The organism is Pseudoalteromonas sp. NSLLW218, from assembly GCF_015864775.1.
Taxonomy (GTDB): domain Bacteria; phylum Pseudomonadota; class Gammaproteobacteria; order Enterobacterales; family Alteromonadaceae; genus Pseudoalteromonas.
In genome coordinates this window covers 113,986-138,086 of sequence record NZ_JADYWO010000006.1, presented here as the reverse complement: position 1 = coordinate 138,086, position 24,101 = coordinate 113,986, and the positions used below count along the sequence as shown (strand labels likewise).

19 protein-coding genes are annotated in these 24,101 nt (G+C 39.9%); 9 read left to right on the top strand and 10 right to left on the bottom strand.

Annotated elements, in window-relative coordinates:
• Positions 1 to 89: 89 nt before the first annotated feature.
• Positions 90 to 563 (top strand): peroxiredoxin, encoded by a 474-nt coding sequence (locus I6E80_RS10760; RefSeq protein WP_076925047.1) that lies wholly within the window; start codon positions 90 to 92, stop codon positions 561 to 563.
• A 105-nt stretch (positions 564 to 668) separates the two neighbouring features.
• On the opposite strand, the gene I6E80_RS10755 is transcribed toward I6E80_RS10760, so the two are convergent.
• Complete coding sequence (locus tag I6E80_RS10755) at positions 669 to 2,795, bottom strand: S8 family peptidase (RefSeq protein WP_197185533.1); 2,127 nt, start codon at positions 2,793 to 2,795, stop codon at positions 669 to 671.
• A 329-nt stretch (positions 2,796 to 3,124) separates the two neighbouring features.
• Here I6E80_RS10755 and I6E80_RS10750 point away from each other — a divergent pair, with 329 nt between their 5' ends.
• A complete protein-coding gene (locus I6E80_RS10750; RefSeq protein ID WP_197185532.1) occupies positions 3,125 to 4,309 on the top strand; it encodes an NAD(P)/FAD-dependent oxidoreductase in 1,185 nt (394 codons plus the stop codon).
• Between the two features lie 197 nt (positions 4,310 to 4,506).
• Here I6E80_RS10750 and I6E80_RS10745 read toward each other — a convergent pair whose 3' ends face one another.
• The 5 genes from I6E80_RS10745 to I6E80_RS10725 all read right to left on the bottom strand — a co-directional run bounded on the left by I6E80_RS10745 (position 4,507) and on the right by I6E80_RS10725 (position 9,514).
• The gene (locus tag I6E80_RS10745) at positions 4,507 to 5,586 is read right to left on the bottom strand and encodes a DUF4238 domain-containing protein (RefSeq protein WP_197185531.1); all 1,080 of its coding nucleotides are present in this window, start codon (positions 5,584 to 5,586) and stop codon (positions 4,507 to 4,509) included.
• A 45-nt stretch (positions 5,587 to 5,631) separates the two neighbouring features.
• On the bottom strand, positions 5,632 to 5,913 hold the full coding sequence (locus tag I6E80_RS10740) for a hypothetical protein (RefSeq protein WP_133120271.1): 282 nt from the start codon (positions 5,911 to 5,913) through the stop codon (positions 5,632 to 5,634).
• A gap of 109 nt (positions 5,914 to 6,022) precedes the next feature.
• Entirely contained in the window at positions 6,023 to 7,222 is a 1,200-nt protein-coding gene (locus I6E80_RS10735; protein ID WP_197185530.1) for an AGE family epimerase/isomerase, read from the bottom strand.
• Positions 7,219 to 8,196, bottom strand: coding sequence for a carbohydrate kinase (locus I6E80_RS10730; protein ID WP_197185529.1), 978 nt, complete (start codon positions 8,194 to 8,196; stop codon positions 7,219 to 7,221). Before I6E80_RS10730 ends, I6E80_RS10735 begins: the two co-directional genes overlap by 4 nt.
• A gap of 16 nt (positions 8,197 to 8,212) precedes the next feature.
• The gene (locus tag I6E80_RS10725) at positions 8,213 to 9,514 is read right to left on the bottom strand and encodes a trehalase family glycosidase (protein ID WP_197185528.1); all 1,302 of its coding nucleotides are present in this window, start codon (positions 9,512 to 9,514) and stop codon (positions 8,213 to 8,215) included.
• 196 nt (positions 9,515 to 9,710) lie between these two features.
• Here I6E80_RS10725 and I6E80_RS20615 point away from each other — a divergent pair, with 196 nt between their 5' ends.
• The 4 genes from I6E80_RS20615 (at position 9,711) to I6E80_RS10705 (ending at position 16,413) form a co-directional block, all read left to right on the top strand.
• Positions 9,711 to 12,152 (top strand): TonB-dependent siderophore receptor, encoded by a 2,442-nt coding sequence (locus I6E80_RS20615; protein WP_197185527.1) that lies wholly within the window; start codon positions 9,711 to 9,713, stop codon positions 12,150 to 12,152.
• Between the two features lie 196 nt (positions 12,153 to 12,348).
• Entirely contained in the window at positions 12,349 to 13,929 is a 1,581-nt protein-coding gene (locus I6E80_RS10715) for a sodium:solute symporter (protein WP_197185526.1), read from the top strand.
• Positions 13,930 to 13,939: 10 nt separating this feature from the next.
• Positions 13,940 to 15,181 carry a glycerate kinase gene (locus I6E80_RS10710; protein WP_197185525.1) on the top strand — a complete coding sequence of 414 codons (1,242 nt, stop codon included), beginning with the start codon at positions 13,940 to 13,942 and terminating at the stop codon, positions 15,179 to 15,181.
• Between the two features lie 74 nt (positions 15,182 to 15,255).
• Complete coding sequence (locus I6E80_RS10705) at positions 15,256 to 16,413, top strand: ROK family transcriptional regulator (protein ID WP_024597710.1); 1,158 nt, start codon at positions 15,256 to 15,258, stop codon at positions 16,411 to 16,413.
• Between the two features lie 253 nt (positions 16,414 to 16,666).
• On the opposite strand, the gene I6E80_RS10700 is transcribed toward I6E80_RS10705, so the two are convergent.
• From I6E80_RS10700 to coaBC, 3 genes are all read right to left on the bottom strand, one after another.
• Positions 16,667 to 19,435, bottom strand: a complete 2,769-nt coding sequence (locus I6E80_RS10700; protein WP_197185524.1) for a prolyl oligopeptidase family serine peptidase — start codon at positions 19,433 to 19,435, stop codon at positions 16,667 to 16,669.
• A 141-nt stretch (positions 19,436 to 19,576) separates the two neighbouring features.
• Entirely contained in the window at positions 19,577 to 20,164 is a 588-nt protein-coding gene (gene slmA / locus I6E80_RS10695) for a nucleoid occlusion factor SlmA (protein WP_004335558.1), read from the bottom strand.
• A 110-nt stretch (positions 20,165 to 20,274) separates the two neighbouring features.
• On the bottom strand, positions 20,275 to 21,468 hold the full coding sequence (gene coaBC / locus I6E80_RS10690; RefSeq protein WP_197185523.1) for a bifunctional phosphopantothenoylcysteine decarboxylase/phosphopantothenate--cysteine ligase CoaBC: 1,194 nt from the start codon (positions 21,466 to 21,468) through the stop codon (positions 20,275 to 20,277).
• Positions 21,469 to 21,611: 143 nt separating this feature from the next.
• Between coaBC and radC the strand changes: the two genes are divergently transcribed.
• The 3 genes from radC (at position 21,612) to rpmG (ending at position 22,964) form a co-directional block, all read left to right on the top strand.
• Entirely contained in the window at positions 21,612 to 22,286 is a 675-nt protein-coding gene (gene radC, locus I6E80_RS10685; RefSeq protein ID WP_024598926.1) for a DNA repair protein RadC, read from the top strand.
• A gap of 274 nt (positions 22,287 to 22,560) precedes the next feature.
• On the top strand, positions 22,561 to 22,797 hold the full coding sequence (gene rpmB / locus I6E80_RS10680) for a 50S ribosomal protein L28 (RefSeq protein WP_004335549.1): 237 nt from the start codon (positions 22,561 to 22,563) through the stop codon (positions 22,795 to 22,797).
• An 11-nt stretch (positions 22,798 to 22,808) separates the two neighbouring features.
• A complete protein-coding gene (gene rpmG, locus I6E80_RS10675) occupies positions 22,809 to 22,964 on the top strand; it encodes a 50S ribosomal protein L33 (protein ID WP_004335545.1) in 156 nt (51 codons plus the stop codon).
• A gap of 199 nt (positions 22,965 to 23,163) precedes the next feature.
• Here rpmG and I6E80_RS10670 read toward each other — a convergent pair whose 3' ends face one another.
• Complete coding sequence (locus I6E80_RS10670; protein ID WP_010553321.1) at positions 23,164 to 24,090, bottom strand: manganese-dependent inorganic pyrophosphatase; 927 nt, start codon at positions 24,088 to 24,090, stop codon at positions 23,164 to 23,166.
• Positions 24,091 to 24,101: the final 11 nt, after the last annotated feature.

Below are 24,101 nucleotides of genomic sequence, written 5' to 3'. Positions count from 1 at the left end.
TACTAAGTTAGTTACACTTTACCTACACTGTAATAGGTTACGTAGTATGATTGTTACTTATTCTGTATTGATCTTTTAAAGGAACCACCATGATTGAGCAAGGCCAAGAATTACCATCGGTTACGTTAACGCAATTAACTGACGACGGAATGCAATCTCTTACAAATAAAGAGTTATTTGAAGGTAAAAAAGTCGTGTTATTTGCAGTGCCAGGTGCATTTACACCAACGTGTTCAAATGCACATTTACCTGAATTTATTACTCTTGCTGATAAAATTAAAGCAAAAGGTGTTGATGCTATTTACTGTGTATCTGTTAATGACGCATTTGTTATGAAAGCATGGGGCGACTCGCAAAACGCGCAAGAAATAGCAATGCTTGCTGATGGCGATGGAAGTTTCACTAAATCGTTAGGGCTTGATAAGGATACCGCTAGTTTTGGTGGTGTACGCTCAACGCGTTACGCTATGATTATTGAAAATGCAGTCGTAACTGGTTTATTTGTAGAGCAAGACAAAGAGTTTGTTGTAAGCCGTGCAGAATCAGTACTAGAGAAGTTATAACAGTAATAAAGTGTAGGTTTTAGCTTTAATTAATCAGCTACTTACTATTTAAAAACCGATGTTGGAAACAACATCGGTTTTTTTATTTACGGTTTAAACTTTAAATTACGGCTGGTACTGCCCGCTAAGTGTTAAACCAGAGAAAGTGCTATAAGCATTCACGCTTAAGTGCCAAGTACCTGCTTGTGGATTGGTAAATGTACATGTTTCTGCGTTGCCATTTTTATAAGGGCGACAATCGTACGTAGTGGTTGTTGGTTGGCTGCCATATTTTACAAATAAGTCTGCATCGCCACTTCCACCTGACGTTGTTACTGTAAACGTACTCATTCCTGCAGGTACATCTAACGTGTAATGTTTCCACTGACCAGTATTGGCTGTCACATCGCTTATAGTGCCGCCGCCAGCTTGTGGAGTACCTGAACCGCCACCAGATGATGAACCACCAGTAATATTACCCACCAAGCTCACAGCTGAATACGCAGAGTAGCCGTTAAGCATTACGTGGTAAGTTCCTGCTGTAGGGTTATCAATAGAACACTCTTCGCTATTACCGCCTTTATAAGGGCGACAGTCATAGGTAGTTGTTGTAGGTTTGCTGCCCGCACGTACGTATAAATCAGCATCACCAGTACCACCACTCATAGTGAATGTTACGTTAGTAGCACCGCTTGGCACTGTCATCGTGTAAAATGCTTGTGCGTTCGCAGCCCCACTTAAACCTGTTTTAGCTTCACCATTAATAAGCTCGCTATCGCCACCTGTAGGCGGGGTAGTGCCGCCACTTGCTGCTGCAACAGCTGCGGCTGCATCAACAATACCCGTACCACAGCTAGTACATGTCGCAGGGAACGAACGGGTTGTCGACTTTAAAATACTTTCTATTTCATCAGGCGTTGCATCTGGCTTTGCTTGCTTAATAAGTGCCGCAACACCTGCTACGTGAGGCGCAGCCATTGATGTACCTTGCGAATAACCGTAACTGTCGCTTGAAGGTGTAGACGAACCTGAATTGTAAGTTGATAAAACACCTTCTGAGTCGTTTGCAAAGCTTTGCGCGCCGCCTGGTGCTGCAACATCAATATTGCTACCGTAGTTTGAGTAATAAGCTCGGCCGCCATTACGGCCTACTGATGCTACGTTTACTACACCATTACAGTTACCTGGGTTGTAGTTTGCCGAGTTATCGTTATCGTTACCTGCAGCAATAACTACAACAGTGCCGTTACTACGCGCGGTATTAATTGCATTTTGAGTTGTAGAGCTACATGAACCGCTGCCACCTAAACTCATATTAATTACATCTGCAGGGTTTGAGTTTGCCGGAATGCCAGACACACTTCCACCAGAAGCCCAAATAATGCCATCAGCAATGTCTGATGTTAAACCACCACATTTACCCAGTACTCGTACCGGAACAACTTTTGCGTCGTAAGCAACACCGGCTACACCTTCGCCGTTATTGGTTACCGCAGCAACAGTGCCGGCTACATGTGTACCATGCCAGCTAGAATTTTGTGCACCGTTAGTACCACACTCGTTTGCTGCAACAGCATCACCCGGATCACGTGCATCGCTATCGCGACCACCGCCATCGTTTGCTACCGATAGGTTAGAGATCATATCGTAACCCGGTAAAATGTTAGCATTTAAATCGGCATGTGGGCGGTAACCCGTATCTAGTACAGCTACAACTACACCGCTACCCGTTGCGGTATCCCAAGCGGTCGGTAAATTTAAACCACCGGCTTGCTCGTAGTAATGCCATTGGTCATCAAAGCGAGGGTCGTTAGGAGTTGAAAACGGCTTTAACATTTGATCCACTTCAATGTATTCAACATTGCCAGAATCAACCATTTCTTGCATAAACTCTTGCGCTTCTGCTGTACTTAATTTTTTATCAGCACGCATTACGTGGTGGTTATTAAGTGCCATTGCACGAATATATTTTGCTTTTACTTTGCCTTTTTTAGAAGCGAAGTTTTTAACAAAGCTCTGTGCGCGCTTTTTCATGCTAGATGGGCTTGCGTCAGCAGTTGAGAGGCTCGCCATTTCGTTATTATTTTTATATTTAATAATAAACTGAGTTTCAAAGCCGCCTTGGCTTTGTAGCTTAGCTGATGTTTCAGCCATTGAACTTGAAACCGATTGAGCCATGCCAGATGTTGCTGCAAAAAGCGTACTAACTGTAATTGCAATTGCGCATCTTTTAAAAGTTTTACTTGTTGTCATAATTATCCCTAGATTTTTATTTATTATTTCGTGATTTAAGATCACGATGCGGGAACAAAAGTAAACGATCTGTTAATTAGGTTAAAATATCAATTTAGTATGTACCTCTTTCATTTAGTTATAACTCAGGTTTTTAGCGGTTTACTCGTTGTTTAGTATTTGTCATATAAATTGAAAATAAGTATAAAGGGTTGTTTTTTTTGTGCGGGTAATTATTCCTCTCTTATTACTGATGCGTTTTTGTTGTGTTATTACTAATAATTCAAATGCTGCGCTGTTAGCTATTAAATTTTGCTATAATCGAGCAAATTTTTTAATGAGATAAATAAATGACCCAAGTAGATGTAATTGTAATAGGTGCGGGAGCAGCAGGATTAATGTGTGCAGCGCAAGCTGGATACCGTGGCCGAAGCGTTACAGTACTTGATATGGGGAAAAAACCAGGTCGTAAAATTTTAATAAGTGGTGGTGGGCGTTGCAATTTTACAAATGAAAATGCAACCCCGGATAACTACTTATGCACAAACTCTCATTTTGTTAAATCATGCTTAAGTCGTTATACACAGCATGACTTTATTGAGCTGGTGGACAGGCATGGCTTGGCGTATCACCATAAAACACTAGGTCAGCTTTTTTGCGATAACAATGCACAAGACATTGTTGATATTTTACTGACCGAATGTGAGTGGGCCGGGGTAAATATAAAGCTACGCAACGAAGTGATCAGCGTATCAAAAACCGAAATCGGCTATAGCGTTACCACAGAGCAAGAAACATTAAGCTGTGAGTCGTTAGTCATTGCATCAGGTGGCTTAACCATGCCAAAACTAGGTGCAACACCAATAGGTTATAAAATTGCAGAGCAGTTTGGACTAAGTGTATTACCAACTATGGCTGCACTTGTACCGTTTACTTTGCATCAGCACGATAAAGAGCGTTTTGAAGGGCTCTCGGGAATTAGTATTCCTTGTGAAGTTTCAAGCGAAGACGGCACTGTATTTAAAGAAAATATCCTCTTTACTCACCGAGGGTTATCGGGCCCAGCAATATTGCAAATAAGCTCATTTTGGCGAGCAGGGCAGGCTGTAACTATAAACTTATTACCTGAAATTGATTTAAGGCAGCAACTTGCTGATTGGCGAGAAACGCAAGCCCAAAAGTCCTTAAAAAATAGCCTTGCAACTATTTTACCTAAACGCTTTATAGAAATACTGCACGAAAGCAAAGCGATACCAGATTGTAATGTTAATCAGCTTACCCATGCTCAAATAGATGAGTTAGTAAATTATATTCATGCGTGGCAAATTAAACCCAATGGCACAGAGGGTTATAGAACAGCAGAAGTAACATTGGGCGGTGTAGATACCGACGAGTTGAGCTCAAAAACCTTTGAAGCTAAAAAAGCTAAAGGCCTATACTTTATAGGCGAAGTAACTGACGTAACAGGGTGGCTTGGAGGCTACAACTTCCAATATGCGTGGAGCTGTGGATTTGCTTGTGGGCAGTATGCTTAGGTTGTGTAGAGACAATAAAGTTTGTAACCTTGGGGTGATCGCTTCACCCCTTAACCTTGGTAAAAAATATTATTTAAAATATGATTAAAAGTTAACCACTTGAATTTAATGTATTTTATTCCTTAAAAATAAAGTCATAATTTAAGTCATAAAAGCAATAAAATAGCGATTGAAAAACAAGCAAATAAGTCATATTTTTATTCTTTTTTTGACCTCATTTCTTTAATGAATTGTTCATGTTTAGCTAATTCTTCAGGTATTCGATCATAACAGGTTATATCCTGACTTTTTTTCTTGTTTTTAACTTTGCAAAATGACAACCATCTATCAAAAATATAAGATTTACGCCAGAGGGTGATTTTACTTTTAGCTTCCCTTCCAATAATTGTGGGAGCTATGGCTTTTACTGTATTACTATAAATGCTATTCGCTGGAAGCTTATCGCTCATTTTTTTAACATAGTTTGAGTCATCTGTAGACCTAAAAACAATAAATGAGCCTCGACTCCTAAATTGAAGTTCATTTAGCAGATGTATATCTGGTAAGTTTTCAATTATGGTACAGGAACTATTTTTAGCTCCCATTTTATAGATCTTACTATCATATAAACATAAGGTAATAGTGCTTGATATTGGTAAGAAAACTTGCAATCCACATTTAGACAAACCACTGATATCTATTGAGTGTAAGTTACGAAGATACCAGTTGTAATGAACCACAGGATGATCTGATATCACAAACTCAGTGGCTGTTTCATTAATTAGTATGTGCCACTCTAAATCTAAGAGAAGAGGCACTTTGAGCGCAGCTTCCAGTGTTTGCAGTTGAAGAAAATATTTTGGGTTATCAAAAGAAACTTTTATACCGTCTAGAGCTTCTTTATCAAAACCATTTAATTGACCTAATTGATTTATTAATTCATTAAAATAATTGTCAATATTATTTAGCGAGGAAGAATATGCATTTGGTGTACGGCTTAATTGAACTAAAATAAACCGAAGAAGGTCTACTCGCCCTTCAAAATCCAATTGTCCATCAACTTCCCTTGTAATTATTTTTAAAGCCTGAGCGCCTGGCCCTTCAATATAATCACGCAAAAAATTTTCGATCGTGTTGTCTTTATCATAGAAGTTATTCTCGAATAGTTCAGCTCCAACATTAGATGGCCGTAACTTATTCCTAGTTGAATCGAATATATTAATAGCACCATCGTTATAGCTAAAGTTTTTAAGTAAACACCTGGGTACGAAGTGCTGCTTCCTTGTTATCTTTTTCATTTATATTTTCCCTACAATGTAGCGGCAATTATTAATAACCTCTAGCTATTTAATGCTAACGATCTTAGGTTTTGATTCTCGTAATAATCTAATTCTATCTTCTATATCTAGAAAATTCATCATCGCAGTTAACAGCATTGTTTGCTCTGCATATGCTTCATCTAGCCTTTGATTAGCAACATCTAACTCATGTCGGTATTTATCTTTTAGCCTTTTTTCTTTTGATTTATCTTCTTTAATTCTCTCCAAGTCAGTGCTAACAGAGCGTTTACGAGCCTTACCAGTTTTTTTAGCCTGAGTTTGTTTCTCTGATGAGATTGCATCCAAAACCTCAAGATACAAGTGGTACAGTGATTTTGGCCACCCATTAAGAAAAAAACCGCCAAACTGGCGGTTAAAAGGTCTACACAACACTGTAAAAGTTATGACTACATAGTTACTTTAATAGTTCGAGCACATCAAAACAGGCACCCATTGTATGGTAATCAGTTTTACCTATTGGGCTTTTCATCGTGTCTATTTTTTTATTGTCAGCGGTTAAAATTCTAAACCAGGCTCCGTATTTATGATCAACTAAATGCTGCCACGAATACTGCCAAATTTTGTCATACCATTGCTGATATTTTTTATCCCCTGTTGCTTGATAAAGATACGCTGCACAACACAGAGTTTCGGCTTGAACCCAAAAGTATTTATCGTCATCGCAAATTGTTTTATCTGGGGCAAAACCGTAGCAAATACCGCCGTGCTTTTTATCCCATGCTACATTTATTGAGTTATCAAATAAGGCTTGAGCGCGTTCAATAAGCCATTTTTGTGGCTTATGCTTATTTAAAAACATAAGCAGTTTTGACCACTCTGTTTGATGGCCAGGTTGAAAGCCCCACGGACGAAATAAATTTTTAGGATCGTCTTTGTTGTACTCTAAATCGACCTGCCAATTTATATCGTAATGCTCCCAGATTAATCCGCCCATTAAACTAGCTTGGCGGTTAACCATATTGTCGGCAAGTGTGAGCGCACGGTTTAAAAATATTTCATCATTTGTGGCTTCATAGGCGGCAATAAGTGCTTCACACGTATGCATATTGGCATTTTGGCCGCGGTATGAATCACATTTTGTGAAGTCGCTGTTGTGCTGATCTTTATATAATCCGGCTTTTGCATCCCAAAAATGTGTTTCCATTGTTTGAAATGTATCATTTAGGTATTCGCGCGCTTCAGTAACACCTGCGCGATATGCCCAGCTGTACGCTAAAATAACAAATGCAAAGCCATAGCAATGATTGGTGTTATCAAGCACGGTAGCTTGACCGTTTTCAACTTTTAATAACCAGTTGTAGCCGCCTGTTTGCTCAACAAGGTGATGCTTACGAATAAACTCAATCCCTGATTTAACACGGTTTAGGTACTTTTCGTCATTAAAGGTTTGATACGCGCGTGCATAGTTAAATACAAAACGAGTAGAGCTTACTAAGTGGCGAGTGTGTTTATCAAATACCTCACCATTATCAGAAAAGTTTTGGTAAAAACCGCCGTGTTCGTCGTCAATATTTGGCTCATAAAACGCTAGCGTATCGGCAATATGTTGCGTTAAAAATTCGCGGCTTTTAAAGTTATCAGGTGTACTTTTCATAGTGCGCTCCTAAAATCGTTAAGCGATTTTTCGTTAGGTAAGGAGGTAAACGCTCCTTTATAAGATGCGGCATGAGCACCACATAATGAAGCAAATTCAAAAATAGTATTTAGTGTTTCGGGCGTGTTGCAAAGCTCACTAAAAGAGCTGGGTGTCAGGTTTTGTAAGCCTAGTTGATACAGCAGTCCACCTACAAACGCATCTCCTGCAGCGGTGGCATCAACCATAGTAACCTTCTTAGGGTGAAGCGTTTGCTTGGCATTTTTTGTATACCAATGCATAGGGTTGCCTGCATCGGTAACTACAAATAGCTCACAGCCGTTACTCAGTGTTTGGGCAATAAACTCATCGCTCGATTGCTCACCCGCTAAGTATTCAAGCTCTTCTTTTGAGGCTTTAATAATTGAGCAGTCTTTTAATAACGGTAAAATATGCTCGCGAGGGTTGGCATCACTTGGCCATAAATTGAGGCGCAAGTTAATATCAAAGCTCACAATTGAGTTATTTTGTTTTGCAAATTTAACACCGTAAGCGGTGGTGTTTCTGATGTTTTTGTCGGTTAATGTGTTTGAGCAAATATGAAAAATATCGCATTGCTCAAACCATTCGCGACTAAAGTCATTATTACTAAAGTGCAGATCGGCGGTGTTATCACGGTAAAACTCAAATGTGCGATCGCCGTCGTTATCAAGTGATACAAACGCGAGAGCTGTTTTTGCTTGGTTGGTAAAACGCATAAAGTCGGTTTTTACACCTTGCTCTTTTAATGCGTTATGTAAAAAGTCGCCAAAGCTATCAGTGCTTAGCATTCCTGCAAAGTAGGCATTACCGCCTAGCTTTGCAATGGCAACGCTTACGTTTGCAGGCGCACCGCCTGCAAACTTTGTAAACGCTTCGTGTTCGTTGCTGTTTTGGCTCAATTTATTTGAAAGTAAATCAACCAGTACTTCACCAAAGCATATTGTGTGTTTCATGATGTTGCCTTAGTTGTTAGTCAAGTAGCCAATGCAGTGCTATTGCCGCTGTCCACGAGAAATCTTTACCACCGCAGCCTGCGCCTGTTTCTGGGTTAAAGTATTCGTAGTAGCCTGACTTAACAACGAGGTTGCGAGTGTCATCTTGAATTTTTTCAGCCGTTGTTACAAAACCTGCTTCTTTAAGGCCTGTGGCTATCATCCAGTTTATGTGTAGCCAAATAGGACCACGCCAGTAGCGTTGTGGCTCGTATTTTTCTTCTTTAGGGTGAGTAGATGCCACACTAAATTGACTCGACTCAATAAAATCTTCAGTGGCTGTATTAATTATTTTAGTTTGCTCATCGCTTGTTAAACCTGCATATACAGTTAATAGCGCAGCTGATGTTTTAACTTTAGCTAAGCTGTTAGTTAGTACATCTCTGCAATAAAAGTACTGGCTTTGTTCACACCATAAAGTGTTTATGGCTTGCTCTGTTATTTGTAAACGCTGTGCTAAGTAATCAGTGCGAGCATCGTTTAAGCCAAGTTGTTCACCCATTTTGAGTAAATCTTTGGTTGCACGGTGTAAAATAGCAATAATACCTAGGTCATTCATTTTGTATGGGCAGGTTTCGTAAATTACTTTGCTGTCAAAGTTGTTACGTTTAAAAAAGTCTACAAGGTATAAAAAGCGATCGTATTCACTTTTATGTGGACGCTGAGAAGAATCTACATGACTTGTATCACGGCGCGTATATTCCCAATCCACACACGGCACAGCATGAAGAGCGTCATCCCATGATGGGCTGTTATCCATGCCCGACTCCCACGGGTGGTAGGTTACTACTAAGCCTGTTTTTTCAGGATCTCGGTCGTTGTACCACCATAAATGATAATCAACTACTTGTGAAAATAACGCTTTAACTTTTTGTTCTGCAAGTGCTTTATCTTTAGCGCTGGCAAGCATTTCTTTCATTATGGTGGCGACTACTGGCGGCTGTGAAATAGACGTACTTTTAATTTTTTTATCCGAACCCCATACGTCAGGGCCAGGAAAATAAGTATCAGAATCTTTATGAAACAAGATGTGCGGCACCATGCCATCATCCCATTGGCCTGAAAATAACACATCAATTTCTTGCCATGCGCGGCTTTCGTCTGATTTCATCCAGCCTAGCGCTGTAATGGCTGAATCCCAGTTCCACTGAAACGGGTATAGGCCATGTGTTGGTACTGTATAGCCACCTAAGTCGTTTGCTATAAGTGTTTTAGTAGCAAGGTCTGCAAGCGATGAAGCCGTTGCTGAGTCAATTTTACCGCTGTTTATAGTAGTCATATTGGGTGCTCTTTGTGTGTTATTTCTGATTTGGATAATATTAAAGCACTCATTATGGGTTGTAAATGTTTTTTTTCTGTGCTTAAATCCTGTTCGAAGTAACAAAAAACTAACATGTTTACTTGATTATTTCGGCTTTGCTTAGCCACACTCTAAGTAAATACACACAGACAACTAGCACAATTGGAGAATACCCGTGAATAAAACAACGATCGCCTCTATTGTATCTTTATGCCTTGCACAGGGCGCTTATGCAGCAGAAGAAGCTGCACCAGATACAGCAAAAAAAGCTAACAACGTTGAGCGTATTATCGTCTCTGGTACCAGTAAAGGGCGTGTTATTTCAGACACTCCTCAATCAGTAACATCTATTAGCGAAGACGAGCTGGTAAAGCTGTCTTCAAGTAGCCAAGCGGATGTGCTTCGCTATATTCCGGGTATTAAAGTAGAGGGCGGTGGCGGTGAAGTCGCTACTAACCTACAAGTTAGAGGACTACCTTCATCGGGTCAGTTTCAGTTTACGCCGCTGTCTTATGATGGTTCACCTAGTTTGAGTGTTTTTGGTTTGAACTCATCAGCGTTTGATGTGTATTACCGTAATGATTTGGGTATTGAGCGCGTAGAGTTTGTGCGTGGTGGGGTATCTAATTTATTTGGTCAAGGTTCTGTGGCCGGCATTATTAGCTATATTTCTAAAACGGGCAGTGACGATCCGCAAAGTACCGTACAAATGGAGCTTTCTGACCAAGGACGTACTCGCTTAGATTTTGCAACGAGCGGTCCACTTAACGAAGATGGCTTATATTACGCGCTTTCTGGTTTTTACCGCTACGACGAGGGTCCTTTAGATACAGGCCTTGAGACTAAAGGTACACAGTGGCGTGGTAATATTCGTAAAGAATTTGATGATGGCTCTGGCTCATTTACTGTTTACGGACAGTACATTGACGACCAAGCGCAGTTTTACTTACCTATTCCACTTGATGGCGACAGCCGCGAGCGCTTAATTGGTAACGATGGTCGTGAAGTTGAGTCACTGCAAACGGCGCAAGTATCTAACTTAACATACGATACAGCAAATGGTCGTTACGAATCGCCAATCAGCGATGGTGTCGTTACTAAAGGTGGCTCTATTTCAGTGGTGTTTGAAAAAGAACTCGCTAACGATTTTGCCATTAATATGCGCAGTAAATACGCTAAGTACCAACACGAATTTAATCTATTTTTAGACGGCGACGGTATTATTAATGTACCTGAAAGCCAAGACGATTTTTTAGCTAACCGGGGGCTAGGTGATGCAAGCGGTGCTGAGTTTTCTTATGTTAATTCAGGTGTAGCACTTGCAAGTGATGACTTACTATTTGCTAACCGAATTTTAGACCGCGACCGCCCGGCTGAAGACTTTTCTGCAGAATTTAATATCATCAAAAGTATTTTTGTAGGTGATTTTAGCCATGATATTACAGTCGGTACATTTTTCTCTCACAGTGAAGCCGACGATGACAACGTTATTACAACTTACTTAGGTGAGTTTAATAACAACCCTCGCTTAATCGACTTAACGTATACCGATGTTAATGGCGACGAGGTTCAGTACACACAAAATGGTATTAGTGGCCCTGGTATTTCTTATACTAACCAAACCATTAGCGCTACCCGCCGAGCATTGTACGTAGCGGATCAAATGGAAAGTGACGATTGGATTTTTGACTTTGGTGTTCGCTACGAAGAAATTGAAGGCAAAATTAGCCGCGAAGGCAGCCAAGTTGTACAAATAAATAACGACCCATCACTTGCATCTAACTTACAAGTAAACACTACGGGCAGTGGTGTAATGACTTACGGCGAAGTCGACACGTCTGAATTTGCTGTATCAGGGGCGGCGTTATATCGCTTAACAGATAATTTAAATGTATATGCTAATGCATCTCGCGGGTTTTTCTTCCCTGAAATTAGGGGGATTCAGTTTAATGATTTAGGCGAACCAGCTAGTTACGAGGCTGAAATTGTAGAGCAGGGCGAATTAGGTGTTAAGTTTTTTGATAACGACTTTAGCGGTAGTGTTGCTTTATTTAGAACAGACTTAAAAGATAGACGCAGCGTAGACTTTGTAAACGATGGTAACGGTGGCGTACTAGAGCTGCCAGTAATGCAGTCAACTAAAGCAACGGGTGTTGAGCTTACAGGTCGTTACGATATTACCGATGAGTGGGCTGTTGATGCCAACATGACCTATACCGATCACGAATTTACAGAATTTGATTCAGACCCCTCTATTATTGGTAACGAGTTACGTCGTAAACCAAAAATACTATTCAATACATCTATAAGCTATACCACAGATGACTGGGATGCTTCTATTTATCATAACTTTACAGGTAAAAACTTTGCTAACGATGCAAACTCGGTAGAGCTCGATTCATTCCACTTATTTAGATTTGATGCAGGTTATAACTGGCAAGTTGCACCAGAGCAAACAGTACGCTTAAGCGTTGGGGTATTTAACCTGTTTGATTCTGACGGTGTTACTGAAGGTTCGCCACGTTTAGGTAATAGCCAAACGGCAGATAATCCATACTTTGTAGGTCGCCCGATTCTCCCACGACGCGTTACTTTAAGAGTTAAATACGACTTTTAAATAAATGCTTTATGCCTATTAACTCACTTTTGGGTTAATAGGCTTTTTGCATTGTGATGCATTTTTCAGCTAAGTTAGTTACAGGTTTACCTTTTTGACTAGGCTCGTTTATTAAAAAGGTAAGGGCAGGTAGCCGTTTAGTATTTTAATTTTGAAAAGGCGCAGTGTTTTCATATTGTGAATACGCGAATTAATTATGAATATATTAGATTTTTCAATAGTTGCTCTTTATCTTGGTGCCTTACTGGTAATGGGATTTATGCTACGCGAACAAACCAATAAAAATGATTACTTTTTAGGGGGTAAAAGCTTAGGTTGGAAGCCTTTAGCTTTGTCGGTAATGGCCACTCAACTTTCGGCTATTAGCTTTATTTCGGCTCCTGCATTTGTTGGTTTACGTGAAGGTGGTGGTATGCAATGGCTCTCGTATGAGCTGGGTGTTCCGCTGGCGATGATTTTAATTTTAGCGACTATTTTACCCAAGCTTTATAAGAGCGGCATTGTCAGTATTTACGATTATTTAGAAATGCGCTTTGGGCGCTCGACCCGTGTACTTATTAGTGTGGTGTTTCAATTTAGCCGTGCGTTTGCCACCGGCATTATGATTTACGCGGTATCGCTTATTCTACAAGGCACCATGGGAATAGAAGCATGGCAGGCCATTGTACTAACGGGTGTTATAACCGTTTTATATTCACTACAAGGTGGGATGAAAGCGGTAGTGTACGGTGATGCGATTCAAATGATCATCATTGTACTAGGTACTATTGCTTGTATCGGATTTGGGCTTTATCACTTAGGTGGCGTTGATACCTTTATTGCCAATGTTGATTCGAGCCGATTAGAAGCGATTAAGTTTGATTCATTTGGTTTTAGCGGTGATGGCTTTGGCTTTTTACCGATGATTTTTGGTGGTGTGGTACTTTACGCCTCTTACTACGGGTGTGACCAAACGCAAGCGCAACGTGCGCTCAGTGCAAAGAATCCTAAAAATCTACGCTACATGATTTTAGCAAATGGTGTAGTGCGCTTTCCTATTACTATTTTATATTGTGTGTCGGGTTTAATTGTTGGCACACTGGCAATGAGTAACCCTGAATTCTTAGCAAAAATTCCAGCCGATAACCCTGATTGGATGATGCCTATATTTATTTTAGATTACTTGCCGCACGGCTTAATTGGTTTGTTAGTTGTCGCTATTTTGTCGGCAGCGATGTCGTCACTTAGCTCTGCAATTAATTCACTTTCGGCCGTAAGTATTGAAGACTACAGCCGTATTTCTAATAAAGAGTTAGACCAACCAACGTATTTAAAACTGGCTAAATACTTAGGCTTAGCATGGGGCGCAATTACCTTAGTGTTATCACTTTTTGCCGGTGACATAGCCCCAACTATTATTGAAGCTATTAACAAAGTCGGCTCGTTATTTTATGGCCCAATACTGGCGGTATTTTTAGTTGCTGTACTAAGTAAACGCAGTGCTGCACTACATGCCAATATTGGCTTAATTAGTGGTGTATTAATTAACTTGTTGGTGTCGGTATTTGCGCCTGATATTTTCTGGTTTTGGTGGAATTTTATAGGCTTTGTCAGCGCCGCTGTGATTATTTATGTCACGAGTCGTTTAATTCCACGAGAAGTGAACGAAGTCACAAAAGTACAAAATGCCGAGACAATATCAAACTCAATTTTAACTGGCAAAGATATCGTTATGCTACTTAGCATGTTTATTGTGATGATATTAATTTGTTTAGCTATTCCTTCAATTTTTTCGTGAGCTGTGACTAATGGATTCTAAAAAATCGTTTTTAATTGATTTATTTACCACTGCGGTAAATGCCTGTAAACCCAGCGCTTGCATGAGTAAGTATTTAGAAAACATAGATGCAAGCAAAGGATTGTGTGTAGTAGGGGCGGGTAAAGCCGCCGCTGAAATGGCCGCCGAAGTTAATCGCTTTTATGGTGATAAATGCTTTGGCGCAGTGGTAACGCGTTATGGCTACGAAAGTAGCGGCGATACTGGGCGAATTAAAGTGCTTAGTGCGAACCACCCAACACCAGACGATAACAGCTTAGCTGCTGGCAAAGAGTTATTGGAGCTTGTAAAAAATAATCCGGCTGATATTCCTATTTTGTTTATTATTTCGGGGGGCGGTTCGTCGTTGATGTGCCTTCCTGTTGACGATGTGCCTTTTTCACAAAAGCAAAAGCTTAATCAGTTTTTACTTAGAAGTGGTGCAAGCGTTGATGAAATAAATGTAGTACGTAAGCAGTTGTCACTTGTTAAAGGCGGTAAGCTAGCGCAGGCTGCTAAGTCGGATTACGTTACGCTTATTATTTCAGATGTAGTAGGGGATAAACCAAGTGATATAGCGTCTGGTCCTACTATTAGCGATGGCAGTACTAAAGCTGATGCACTGGCTATTTTACAAAAGTACAATTGGCCGGTAATTGCAGAGGTTGAAGCACATTTATTAAAACCTGAGCAAGAACGAGCTGCCGATACCATAGGTGAGCACTTTATTGTTGCAAACGCGCAGCATGCTATTGATAGCGCTATAAGTGTTGCACAGCATGAAGGCTGGGAAACTCAGGTACTAGGGTATGATATTCAAGGCGAGGCTAAAGAAGTTGCAAAGCAACATGCGGCTATCGCTCTTGAGCAAAAAGGCCAAGGCAAGCGCGTTATGTTGTTCTCAGGCGGCGAGCTTACAGTAACCGTTGCTGATGTTTATGGCGATGGCGGGCCCAATCAAGAATACTTAATGGCGTTGGCTGAGGCGCTTAATGGCGAAGCGGGTATTTACGCACTTGCTTGTGATACCGATGGTGTAGATGGTAGTAAAGATGTAGCGGGTGCTTACATAAATAGCACAACGGTTACACGGGCACAAAGCGCAGGAGAGAGCCTTCAAGCGCAATTAGAAGGACATAATAGCCATCAGTTTTTTAAAGCAATTGATGATTTAATTATTACTGGGCCAACTAACACAAATGTGAATGATTTTAGAGTGATAGTGATTGAGTAGGCGCAGTTTGCCCACTTGTTCTTTATAATGGTTTCACGTAATCTTGTGCTCCAATTTTGTTAGGGTTAATACCTATGTTTTCGTTAAACAACAGTAACTTATTACGCTCTGGTTTTGAGCTTGGAAAAGGCGAAAAGCTTTTTCAAGATATTGAGCGCGATATTATAAAAGTGGTGTTTTGGGAAAAGTGCGTAACTCAAAGTCATATTGTGAGCGCAACTCGTATTCCACAGCAAACTGTGTCGCGTTTACTTAAGTCGTTAACCCAGCACGGTGTAATTGTACAAAGCGATACGCTTATTCCGAATAAAAAAGGTAAGCCGGGGTTTGGCATTGCCCTTAACCCCGATTACGGATTTACCTTTGGCTTAGCTATTTTGCTTGATGCCATTTCGATTGCTGTAATGGATTTTACGGGAAAGGTTGTGTACACCCATATGCAGCTAATGTCGGATATGAGCATTAATAATGTGCTTAAGTGTGCACAAAAGCTGGTGGAAGAAATAAGCGCTGAGCGTGACATTCCAAGTGAAAAAGTACTAGGAATGGGCGTGGGTATCTCTGGCTTTTTTAGCTCAATGGATGGGAAAATGAATACCCACCATATGCTAGAAGAGTGGTCGCAGGTTGATATTATCGATATTGTGTCGCAGCATTTTCAGCTCCCTACTTGGGTTGTTAACGATGCTACAGGCGCAGCTGCAGGCGAGGGCGTTGCAGGTATTGGTCGTGAGTACAAAAACTTTGTTTATATGTTTGTATCGGCCGCATTTGGTGGCGGTATTGTAAATAATGGCGACGTACTGCGCGGTACATACGGAAACGCAGGTGAGCTTGGCGACATGCTACCGCCTAAATTATATGCGCACCCTAATCTTGAATTACTAAAACGTATTTTGAAAAAAAATGGCGTAGCGGTTACTTCTATTTACGACCTGCATGACAACTTTGACCCCGATTGGCCTGGCGTTGAAGAGTGGCTGTTTAAAGTTCAAGACTCATTTGATTTAGTGGCAACCTGTTGCTCTGCATTATTAGATGCTGAAGCGATTATTATTGGTGGCCATATTCCAAAAGAGTTGGCTGAAAAAGTTATTGCACGAACTGAGGTTTATGCACAATTTAGACGTGGCGCTAAACGCCCTATGCCAAAGCTGGTGGTTTCTAATATTGATAATTTTCCGGTATCAATTGGCGCAGCCACATTGCCATTTAGAGAGTTGTGTTTGTAGCTTAATACCAATCCGCAATAATACTTAATCATTTTGCGGGGCTAAACGTGTCGCTACCTGCGTTAAAAAAATCTCATTTAGAACAACTAAATAGCGAGTTTTTTGCCTAGCTATCAACACGTTTTTCCAGCCTCAAAATAGCTCACTTAATTAAGCGAATTGGTATAAGTAATAGAAACTTTAAAATAAAAAAGCCGATATTGTTTATGCAATATCGGCTTTTTTAGTGTTGTTTATACCAATTACATTAGTATCATTCCTTTAGAAATGCCTCGCCTTGTGTCATCCACTTTGCAGCTGGTTTGCCTTTTAAGTAATGATCAAAGTACTGCATCATACGCACTGAAAAATCGACCTGATTAGGAAACTTTTTCAAGTGGTGTGGTTCACCTTCGTATTGTAAAAATGTAGCGTCTTTTCCTGCACGGCGTAGCGCTAAATAATACTGTACGCTTTCATGCCAAGGTACTGCATCATCTTTGTCGCCAGACATTATTAAGATAGGCGTATTAACTTTGTCTGCAAAAAATACTGGTGAGTTTTCTATGTAAAGCTCTGGTGCTTCAAATAAGTTTTTGCCAATACGGCTTTGCCCTGTTTCGTATTGAAACTGACGAGCAAGACCCGATTTTAAACGTATGCCACTGTAAGCACTTGTCATGTTTGATACTGGCGCGCCCGATACAACCGCTTTAAACATATCTGTTTGGGTTATCATAAACGCACTTTGATAACCTGCCCAAGAGTGACCTTGTAAGCCTATTTTATCTGGGTCAGCTATGCCTAAATCTATTAATTTTTGGGTAGCGTTTATCATGGTTTGCGTTGAGGATTTACCAGGGTGACCTATTTCAAAGCGAATATCAGGTAAAAATACCGCATAGCCGTTTGAGGTAAACATAGGGAAATTAGGGCGATGGTTTAATTCCATTTTTGGAAAATCAAACATGCGTTGACTCATATAACGATAAAAATACACAACTACAGGTACTTTATCGCCTTTTTTATAGCCCGCTGGTTTTATTAGTACGCCTTGTAAATCTTCGCCGTCAAAGCCTTTATAGCTTATTAGTTCTGGCTTTTCTCCCCATGCAAAATTACTAATTTGTGGGTTTAGCGTGGTCACTTTTTTTGGTGCGCTAAAGCTAAAATCTGTTTGGTAGTAATCAGGAAATTGGCTATAAGTTTGCGAGGTGAACAAGTACTTGTCAGCCTTTTTGGCTTTTTTAACTACATCAAAGCGTTTATTACCGCTAAGCACGTTAGTTATTGTGTTAGTGGTTAAGTCGAGCTTTGCAACTTCGCTTTGTTTAGTTTGCAAGTTAATAGCAGAGACAAGTAATGTATCGCCTTTTTTAAAGCCCACTTGGGTTTTATCAAGCTTAATAACACGGTACTGCGTATTGCTTTGCTTACCATTAGTTAAGCGTTTTGCTTGCTGCGTTTTTACGTCAAATGCCCAAATATCGTATTTACTATAAGCAAGCACTTGGCTGCTGTCGGTCATCCAACCAGCAAAACCATAACCCGGTTGAGTAGATGGGTAGTCGTGTTTATCATCAGCAAAGGTTGCCTGAATCGCTTTTGTAAGCGGTGTTACTTTATTATTTTTTAAATCTTTTAGCTGTATTTGGCTATCGCTAAAATAAGCCGCAAACTCACCATTAGGGGCAAGGCTCGGTCTAAACGGGTAGTTACTAATAATTGGAGTTTGTTTACCGGTGTTTATATTTATTGCAAAGTAATCAGCAAAAAAACCGCCGTACATTATTTTTTCTAGGTAAGGGATGTTAGATGAACCAAGTAAAGATACATCTCGCTGAGGGTTTAGTGCAACCTCAGGCATATTAGTGGTACTTAGCTGTACCACTTTTTGCGAGTTAACGTGATACACCGCACTGTAATGGCGATTTTTATTAACTTCGTTCCATTGCTGCTCTTCACGCGGTTTTATTTGCGCATCGTTGTTGTGCCATACATCTAAACCTTTATGTTCACGTATGGTATCAAAGTCGTACAATGAGGCTTCATCAGTATATTCTTTAGCCTTAACTTTAGCAGCAAGCTTTGGATGGTTTTCAAAATATAAACGCTCGCCATTTTCTGACCATTCAAGGGTGGCTGTTTTCCCTAACGTCCATGCTTTATTCGGTGAATCTATAGTTACAAGCTTCTCGTTTTTATATAGCTGTAAAGTGTAGCTACGACGGCGCGTGTCATCATTTACATAGTTACCCAATGTAAACGCTGCAATATTGTCAGTTGGGTGCCACGCTATTTTATTTGCGATTACGCCTGGTTCATCAATTAATACACTGCTATTAAAGTCACTTAGCTCAATTAACGCTATTTGGTTGTTATTACCATCGCTGTAACTTTGGCTCACTAATAGTTGGCTGTTAGCTGAGTTAATAGCGTAGCTAAATACGTTTTCTATTGTATGGGTGCGTTTATCAGATAAATTTACGATAACAAGCGCATAGCTCTTATCTTTTTTATCGGGCGTGATAGCGTTATCTTCTTCGTTTTTAGTGCTATCAGTTTTATCTTCTACTTTTACGTCATCGTCTTTTTTATTTAAACGATAAGCTAGCCACATACCGTCATCAGATAATGTGTAATCTTTTACATCAGCAAAGCTTTGTTGGGCACCTGATTGTGTGTTTACGAGTACCAAGTTATTTTTAAGGGTGTCTTTTTTCTTAGTTGTTTCTTTTTCAAGTAAGGTAGGTACTTGTGTAAAAGCGACCCAGTTAGCGGCTTTGTTAATATGAGGCTTAATGCCGCGCTCTACTTCTGCGATGAGTGTATTGCTTTGTAGTGAGTAAACTTGACCAGTTGCATTTCCACGATACGGCGTTGCACTAAAAGTGAGTACTTGACCATTGTCAGATAGTTGTGTGCTTTTAGCTGATTTAAAACTAAATACGTCTTTAAATTGTAGCGATTCTTTGGCGTGTATGCCGGTGCTAGTTAAGCTGGCAATGAGTGCCGTGCTTAATAAGGTGAGTTTTGTTTTCATTATTGATTCTCGTATTATGACATTGTTTCATTGTAACGAGTTTGGTTCATAATTCGAGCGGATCAGATAAATGGCAGCTACATACGACAAAACGACCCGTAGGTCGTTTTTTAGTATTCAATTTATTAATTTAGCAAAAAATTACAGCCAAATTTTTTGTAGCTCAAGCCACTGTTTTTCAAATTGAACACTTGGTTTTGCTTTAAAGTCGCTACGTACAAACTGATTCATTTTGCCTTCAACGTAGGCGAGTAAAAAGTTTGCAAGTGTAAGCTCATCACTTTGAAAGTTTTTACCTTCACGTAATTTACGCTCACGAAGTACTTGTTTAAACTGAGTTTCTAGTTTTTCAAACAAGGTTTGTACACGTTCTCGCAAACGTTCTTGCTCACCTTGCAGAGCATCACCCGTTAAAATACGAGTAATACCTGGGTTTTTTTCAGCAAAGGTTAGAAGTAATAATAGAATGTTATAAATGCGCGTTTGGCTTTCTTTTTCGTTTTCAATAATAATATTTATACGAGATAAAAGGGTATCTTCAATAAACTCAATTAAGCCCTCAAACATACGCGCTTTGCTCGGAAAGTGACGGTATAGCGCGGCTTCAGACACACCCACCTCAGCAGCTAGTTTTGCTGTAGTGATGCGTTGGCCTAAATTAGTTTCTAACATTTGTGCGAGTGCTTGCAGTATTTGCTCTTTGCGATTACTTCTTTTTGTCGCAGGCATGAACATTCCTTTTTATTAGTTATTCTTAGTGGCGCAGTTAAGAACCCTAGTCATTTTTTGTTCAAATGAATGGCGTATGTTAATGTTTTATTCAGTTTGTTTCCAGCCTTTTATAGATGTTTGGCCAGCTGTTCGATCACCTTGCGAGCTATTTCTATTTTACTTGTTGTTGGTAATTCAAGTTGTTCGTTATGCCAGTATAGTGTTAAAGCATTATGATCGGAATTAAACCCTAAGCCACTTTTTGATACGTCATTAGCACAAATCATATCTAGATTTTTATTTTTTAGTTTACCTTTCGCATAGCTTTCTACATTTTGAGTTTCGGCGGCAAACCCCACAGTATAAGGACGGTTTTGTTTAAGGTTGGCAATAGCTGCAATTACGTCAGGGTTTTTAGTTAAAGTAAGAGTGAGTTCGTCGCCTTGCTTTTTCATTTTTTGAGTCGCAATTTCTGCTGCTCGATAATCTGCTACAGCGGCGCAGCCAATAAATGCATCTGACTGTGGTGCATAAATTAATGATTCATTTAGTAACTGCTCAGCGCTTTCAATATTTATTAAATTTACGCCAAGAGGCGCTTTAATCGTAACAGGACCCGAAATTAAATTAACCGTAGCACCGAGTTGCAAAGCGGCCTCTGCCAGTGCATAACCCATTTTTCCTGAACTGTGATTTGATATAAAACGTACCGGATCGAGAGGCTCACGCGTTGGGCCTGCTGTTATTGTAATTGTCTTTCCTGCAAGTAATTGCGGTTGCTCTTTTGCTGTACATAGCGCAACTAGGTCATGTGGCTCTAGCATACGTCCAGCGCCTACATCGCCACATGCTTGCTCACCTTTACCTGGGCCCCAAATAAGTACGTTGCGTGCTTTTAATGTGGCCAAATTGGCTTGTGTCGCTGAGTGTGCATACATTTGCTGGTTCATGGCAGGTGCAACTGCGACTTTTGCAGGCGTTGCTAGCAGTAACGTTGTTAGTAGGTCGTCAGCAATGCCGGCTGCCATTTTAGCAATAATATTACAGGTAGCTGGGGCGACTAAAATTAAGTCAGCCCATTTTGCAAATTCAATATGTCCCATTGAAGCTTCAGCAGAAGGGTCAAGTAACGAGTCTGAGACAGTTTCGCCACTAACGGCTTGCATAGTTAAAGGGGTAATAAAGTGCTTAGCTGATTCAGTCATAACTACTTTTACTTCACAACCAGCGTCTTTTAATCGCCTAACGAGCTCTGCACATTTATAAGCTGCAATGCCGCCGGTAATACCTAGTACAATTTTTTTGTTTGTTAAGTTAGTCATGGTTGTTCATCAGTCTTATTAAATATTGCGCTTAAAATAACAAATCTTTACCCGTACAGCGAAGTTTTTTAATTCGAAATAACAGGCTAAATTTTAAATTTGCATTACATTTATAAGACACTTTCGCCTCTCAAGGATGAATAATGCAACTTACTTCACTACCAAACTCACTTCGACCTCGTGAAAAGCTCATCGCGAAAGGGGCTAAAGCGCTCAGTGACGCAGAGCTTCTTGCTATATTTTTACGAACAGGGTTGCCAGGAATGAATGTAATTGAGTTGGCTCAGCATTTATTAAACGAGAATAAAACACTGCATAATTTGTTTAATGCCAGTATTGAGGAGTTTTGCTCTCAAAAGGGGTTAGGAACTGCTAAATATGTACAACTACAAGCTGTATTAGAGCTAAGCCAACGCTATATGCAGGAGCGTTGCCAACGAGATGCGGTGTTTAATTCGCCAAACTCAGTTTACGATTACCTGACCATTCAAATGCGAGGCTTGCAGCAAGAAGTATTTATGGTGTTATACCTAGATAGTCAAAATAGATTAGTAAAAGACGAAATACTTTTTTATGGCACAATTAATTCTGCCAGTGTTTATCCGCGTGAAGTGGTAAAGGCTGCCCTTAAAAATAATGCAGCAGCTGTTATTTTTGCGCATAATCACCCAAGTGGTATTGCAGAACCGAGCCAAGCAGACAAACTTATTACTAATAAATTGCAGCAAGCACTGCAATTGGTCGACATAAGTGTGCTCGATCACATCATTGTTGGTGGAGAAACGTGTGTTTCGTTTGCCGAGCGAGGCCTGATTTAGCTTTGTTAGATACAGAAGTGTGTTAAAAATGAGCTGTTTAACGTGTTTTGGCAAATTAGTTTAATTTAAATGCAGTTTTTACTTTCCCTAAGGGCATTCGATCTTTATAATTAGCCGCTATCAAATTTACATATATGAGCTGATTGGATAGATCAGTGTTTGATCTTTGCCTGTAAAAGCTGTATAAAGAGCGCCCTTCGATTTATCTCTAGGGCGGAAATACACGGCCTTAGATTAAATTAAGCTCGAGCGAAGTTATTGGAGATATATAGACATGTCTAAAGTATGTCAAGTTACAGGTAAGCGTCCTGCGGTTGGTAATCACCGTTCACACGCGAGAAACGCGACTAGACGTCGTTTCCTACCTAACCTACAAACACACCGTTTTTGGGTTGAAAGTGAAAAACGTTTTGTAACATTACGCACTACTACTAAAGGTATGCGTATTATCGATAAAAAAGGCATCGACACGGTTCTTACAGAAATCCGTGCTCGCGGCGTTAAAGTTTAAGGATCTGAATCATGCGCGATAAAATCCGTTTAGTTTCAACTGCCGGTACTGGTTTTTTCTACACTACTGACAAAAACAAACGTAACATGCCTGAGAAGATGGAAATCAAAAAGTTTGATCCAAAGATTCGTAAACATGTTCTTTTTAAAGAAGCTAAAATTAAGTAATTTTAGTTCTTTTAGAATTTAAAAACCCAGCTTAGGCTGGGTTTTTTGTTTTTTAAAATATGATTAGTGGATTGATATAAAAAAACCTCGTTGGCATAACCAACAAGGCTTTTAAATCAAAAAACGTTATACCAATAGCATTAAATTAGTGAGCTATTTAATGCGATAAAATAATCATGTTTTAATAAAATAGGTATCATTATATTTTTGTGAATGCATCTTGTAGTGGTGGTACTACTTGCTTTTTACGGCTTAGTACACCATCTAACCATACTTTATCATTTTCTGGTTTTACACCGTAAGCCTGCTCAACTAAGTTTGCATCGTCAGATACAATTAGCATTTCTGAGCCTTCTTTCATTATATCGGTAAGCAGTAAAAATACAGAGTGGCGGTTGCCTTCAACTTTTAGCTTAGCAATATCGGCTGCAAGGTCTGCTTTAATATCGTCAAAAACAGCAAGGTCGATTACTTCTAGTTGGCCAATGCCTACTAGGTTACCGTTCATGTTGAAATCTTTAAAGTCACGCATTACTAGATCACGTGCAGGTGTGTCTTCAACCGCAGATTTAACACGGAACATATCCATACCTAATTCTTTAAAGTCATCGATACCTGCTATTTCAGCTAGCGCTTCAACACATTTAATATCGGCAGTGGTACATGTTGGTGATTTAAATATGACTGTGTCGCTTAAAATTGCACACATCATAATACCCGCGATATCTTTAGGGATTTCTACGCTGTAGAAGTCGTACATCATTTTAATAATGGTGTTTGAACAACCAACAGGACGAATCCAACATTCAAGCGGAGTAGATGATGTTAAGTCACCTAATTTATGGTGATCTACCACGCCAACAACGCGAGCTTGGTCGATATCATCAGGTGCTTGTGTTTTTTCTGTGTGATCTACAATATACACATCTTCACCCGCGTAGCTTAATTTAAGCTCTGGTGCTTCGAAGCCAAATTTATCAAGGATAAATTGAGTTTCAGGTGAAATTTCACCAAGACGAGTTGGAATTGCAGGCTCATCAATTTGGTTTTTTAAATAAGCCAGTGCAATTGCACCACAAATAGAATCTGAATCTGGGATTTTATGGCCCACTACATACATAGACATTGACGGAACTC

What these genes read in the sequence shown, in the direction of transcription:
- I6E80_RS10750 (WP_197185532.1), top strand. Translation starts at nt 3,125, where the DNA reads ATGACCCAAGTAGATGTAATTGTAATAGGTGCGGGAGCAGCAGGATTA.
- rpmG (WP_004335545.1), top strand. Translation starts at nt 22,809, where the DNA reads ATGCGCGATAAAATCCGTTTAGTTTCAACTGCCGGTACTGGTTTTTTC.
- I6E80_RS10735 (WP_197185530.1), bottom strand. Translation starts at nt 7,222, where the DNA reads ATGAAAAGTACACCTGATAACTTTAAAAGCCGCGAATTTTTAACGCAA.
- I6E80_RS10745 (WP_197185531.1), bottom strand. Translation starts at nt 5,586, where the DNA reads ATGAAAAAGATAACAAGGAAGCAGCACTTCGTACCCAGGTGTTTACTT.
- rpmB (WP_004335549.1), top strand. Translation starts at nt 22,561, where the DNA reads ATGTCTAAAGTATGTCAAGTTACAGGTAAGCGTCCTGCGGTTGGTAAT.
- radC (WP_024598926.1), top strand. Translation starts at nt 21,612, where the DNA reads ATGCAACTTACTTCACTACCAAACTCACTTCGACCTCGTGAAAAGCTC.
- I6E80_RS10700 (WP_197185524.1), bottom strand. Translation starts at nt 19,435, where the DNA reads ATGAAAACAAAACTCACCTTATTAAGCACGGCACTCATTGCCAGCTTA.
- I6E80_RS10705 (WP_024597710.1), top strand. Translation starts at nt 15,256, where the DNA reads ATGTTTTCGTTAAACAACAGTAACTTATTACGCTCTGGTTTTGAGCTT.
- I6E80_RS10755 (WP_197185533.1), bottom strand. Translation starts at nt 2,795, where the DNA reads ATGACAACAAGTAAAACTTTTAAAAGATGCGCAATTGCAATTACAGTT.
- I6E80_RS10710 (WP_197185525.1), top strand. Translation starts at nt 13,940, where the DNA reads ATGGATTCTAAAAAATCGTTTTTAATTGATTTATTTACCACTGCGGTA.
- slmA (WP_004335558.1), bottom strand. Translation starts at nt 20,164, where the DNA reads ATGCCTGCGACAAAAAGAAGTAATCGCAAAGAGCAAATACTGCAAGCA.
- I6E80_RS10730 (WP_197185529.1), bottom strand. Translation starts at nt 8,196, where the DNA reads ATGAAACACACAATATGCTTTGGTGAAGTACTGGTTGATTTACTTTCA.
- I6E80_RS10760 (WP_076925047.1), top strand. Translation starts at nt 90, where the DNA reads ATGATTGAGCAAGGCCAAGAATTACCATCGGTTACGTTAACGCAATTA.
- I6E80_RS10670 (WP_010553321.1), bottom strand. Translation starts at nt 24,090, where the DNA reads ATGTCTATGTATGTAGTGGGCCATAAAATCCCAGATTCAGATTCTATT.
- I6E80_RS10715 (WP_197185526.1), top strand. Translation starts at nt 12,349, where the DNA reads ATGAATATATTAGATTTTTCAATAGTTGCTCTTTATCTTGGTGCCTTA.
- I6E80_RS10725 (WP_197185528.1), bottom strand. Translation starts at nt 9,514, where the DNA reads ATGACTACTATAAACAGCGGTAAAATTGACTCAGCAACGGCTTCATCG.
- coaBC (WP_197185523.1), bottom strand. Translation starts at nt 21,468, where the DNA reads ATGACTAACTTAACAAACAAAAAAATTGTACTAGGTATTACCGGCGGC.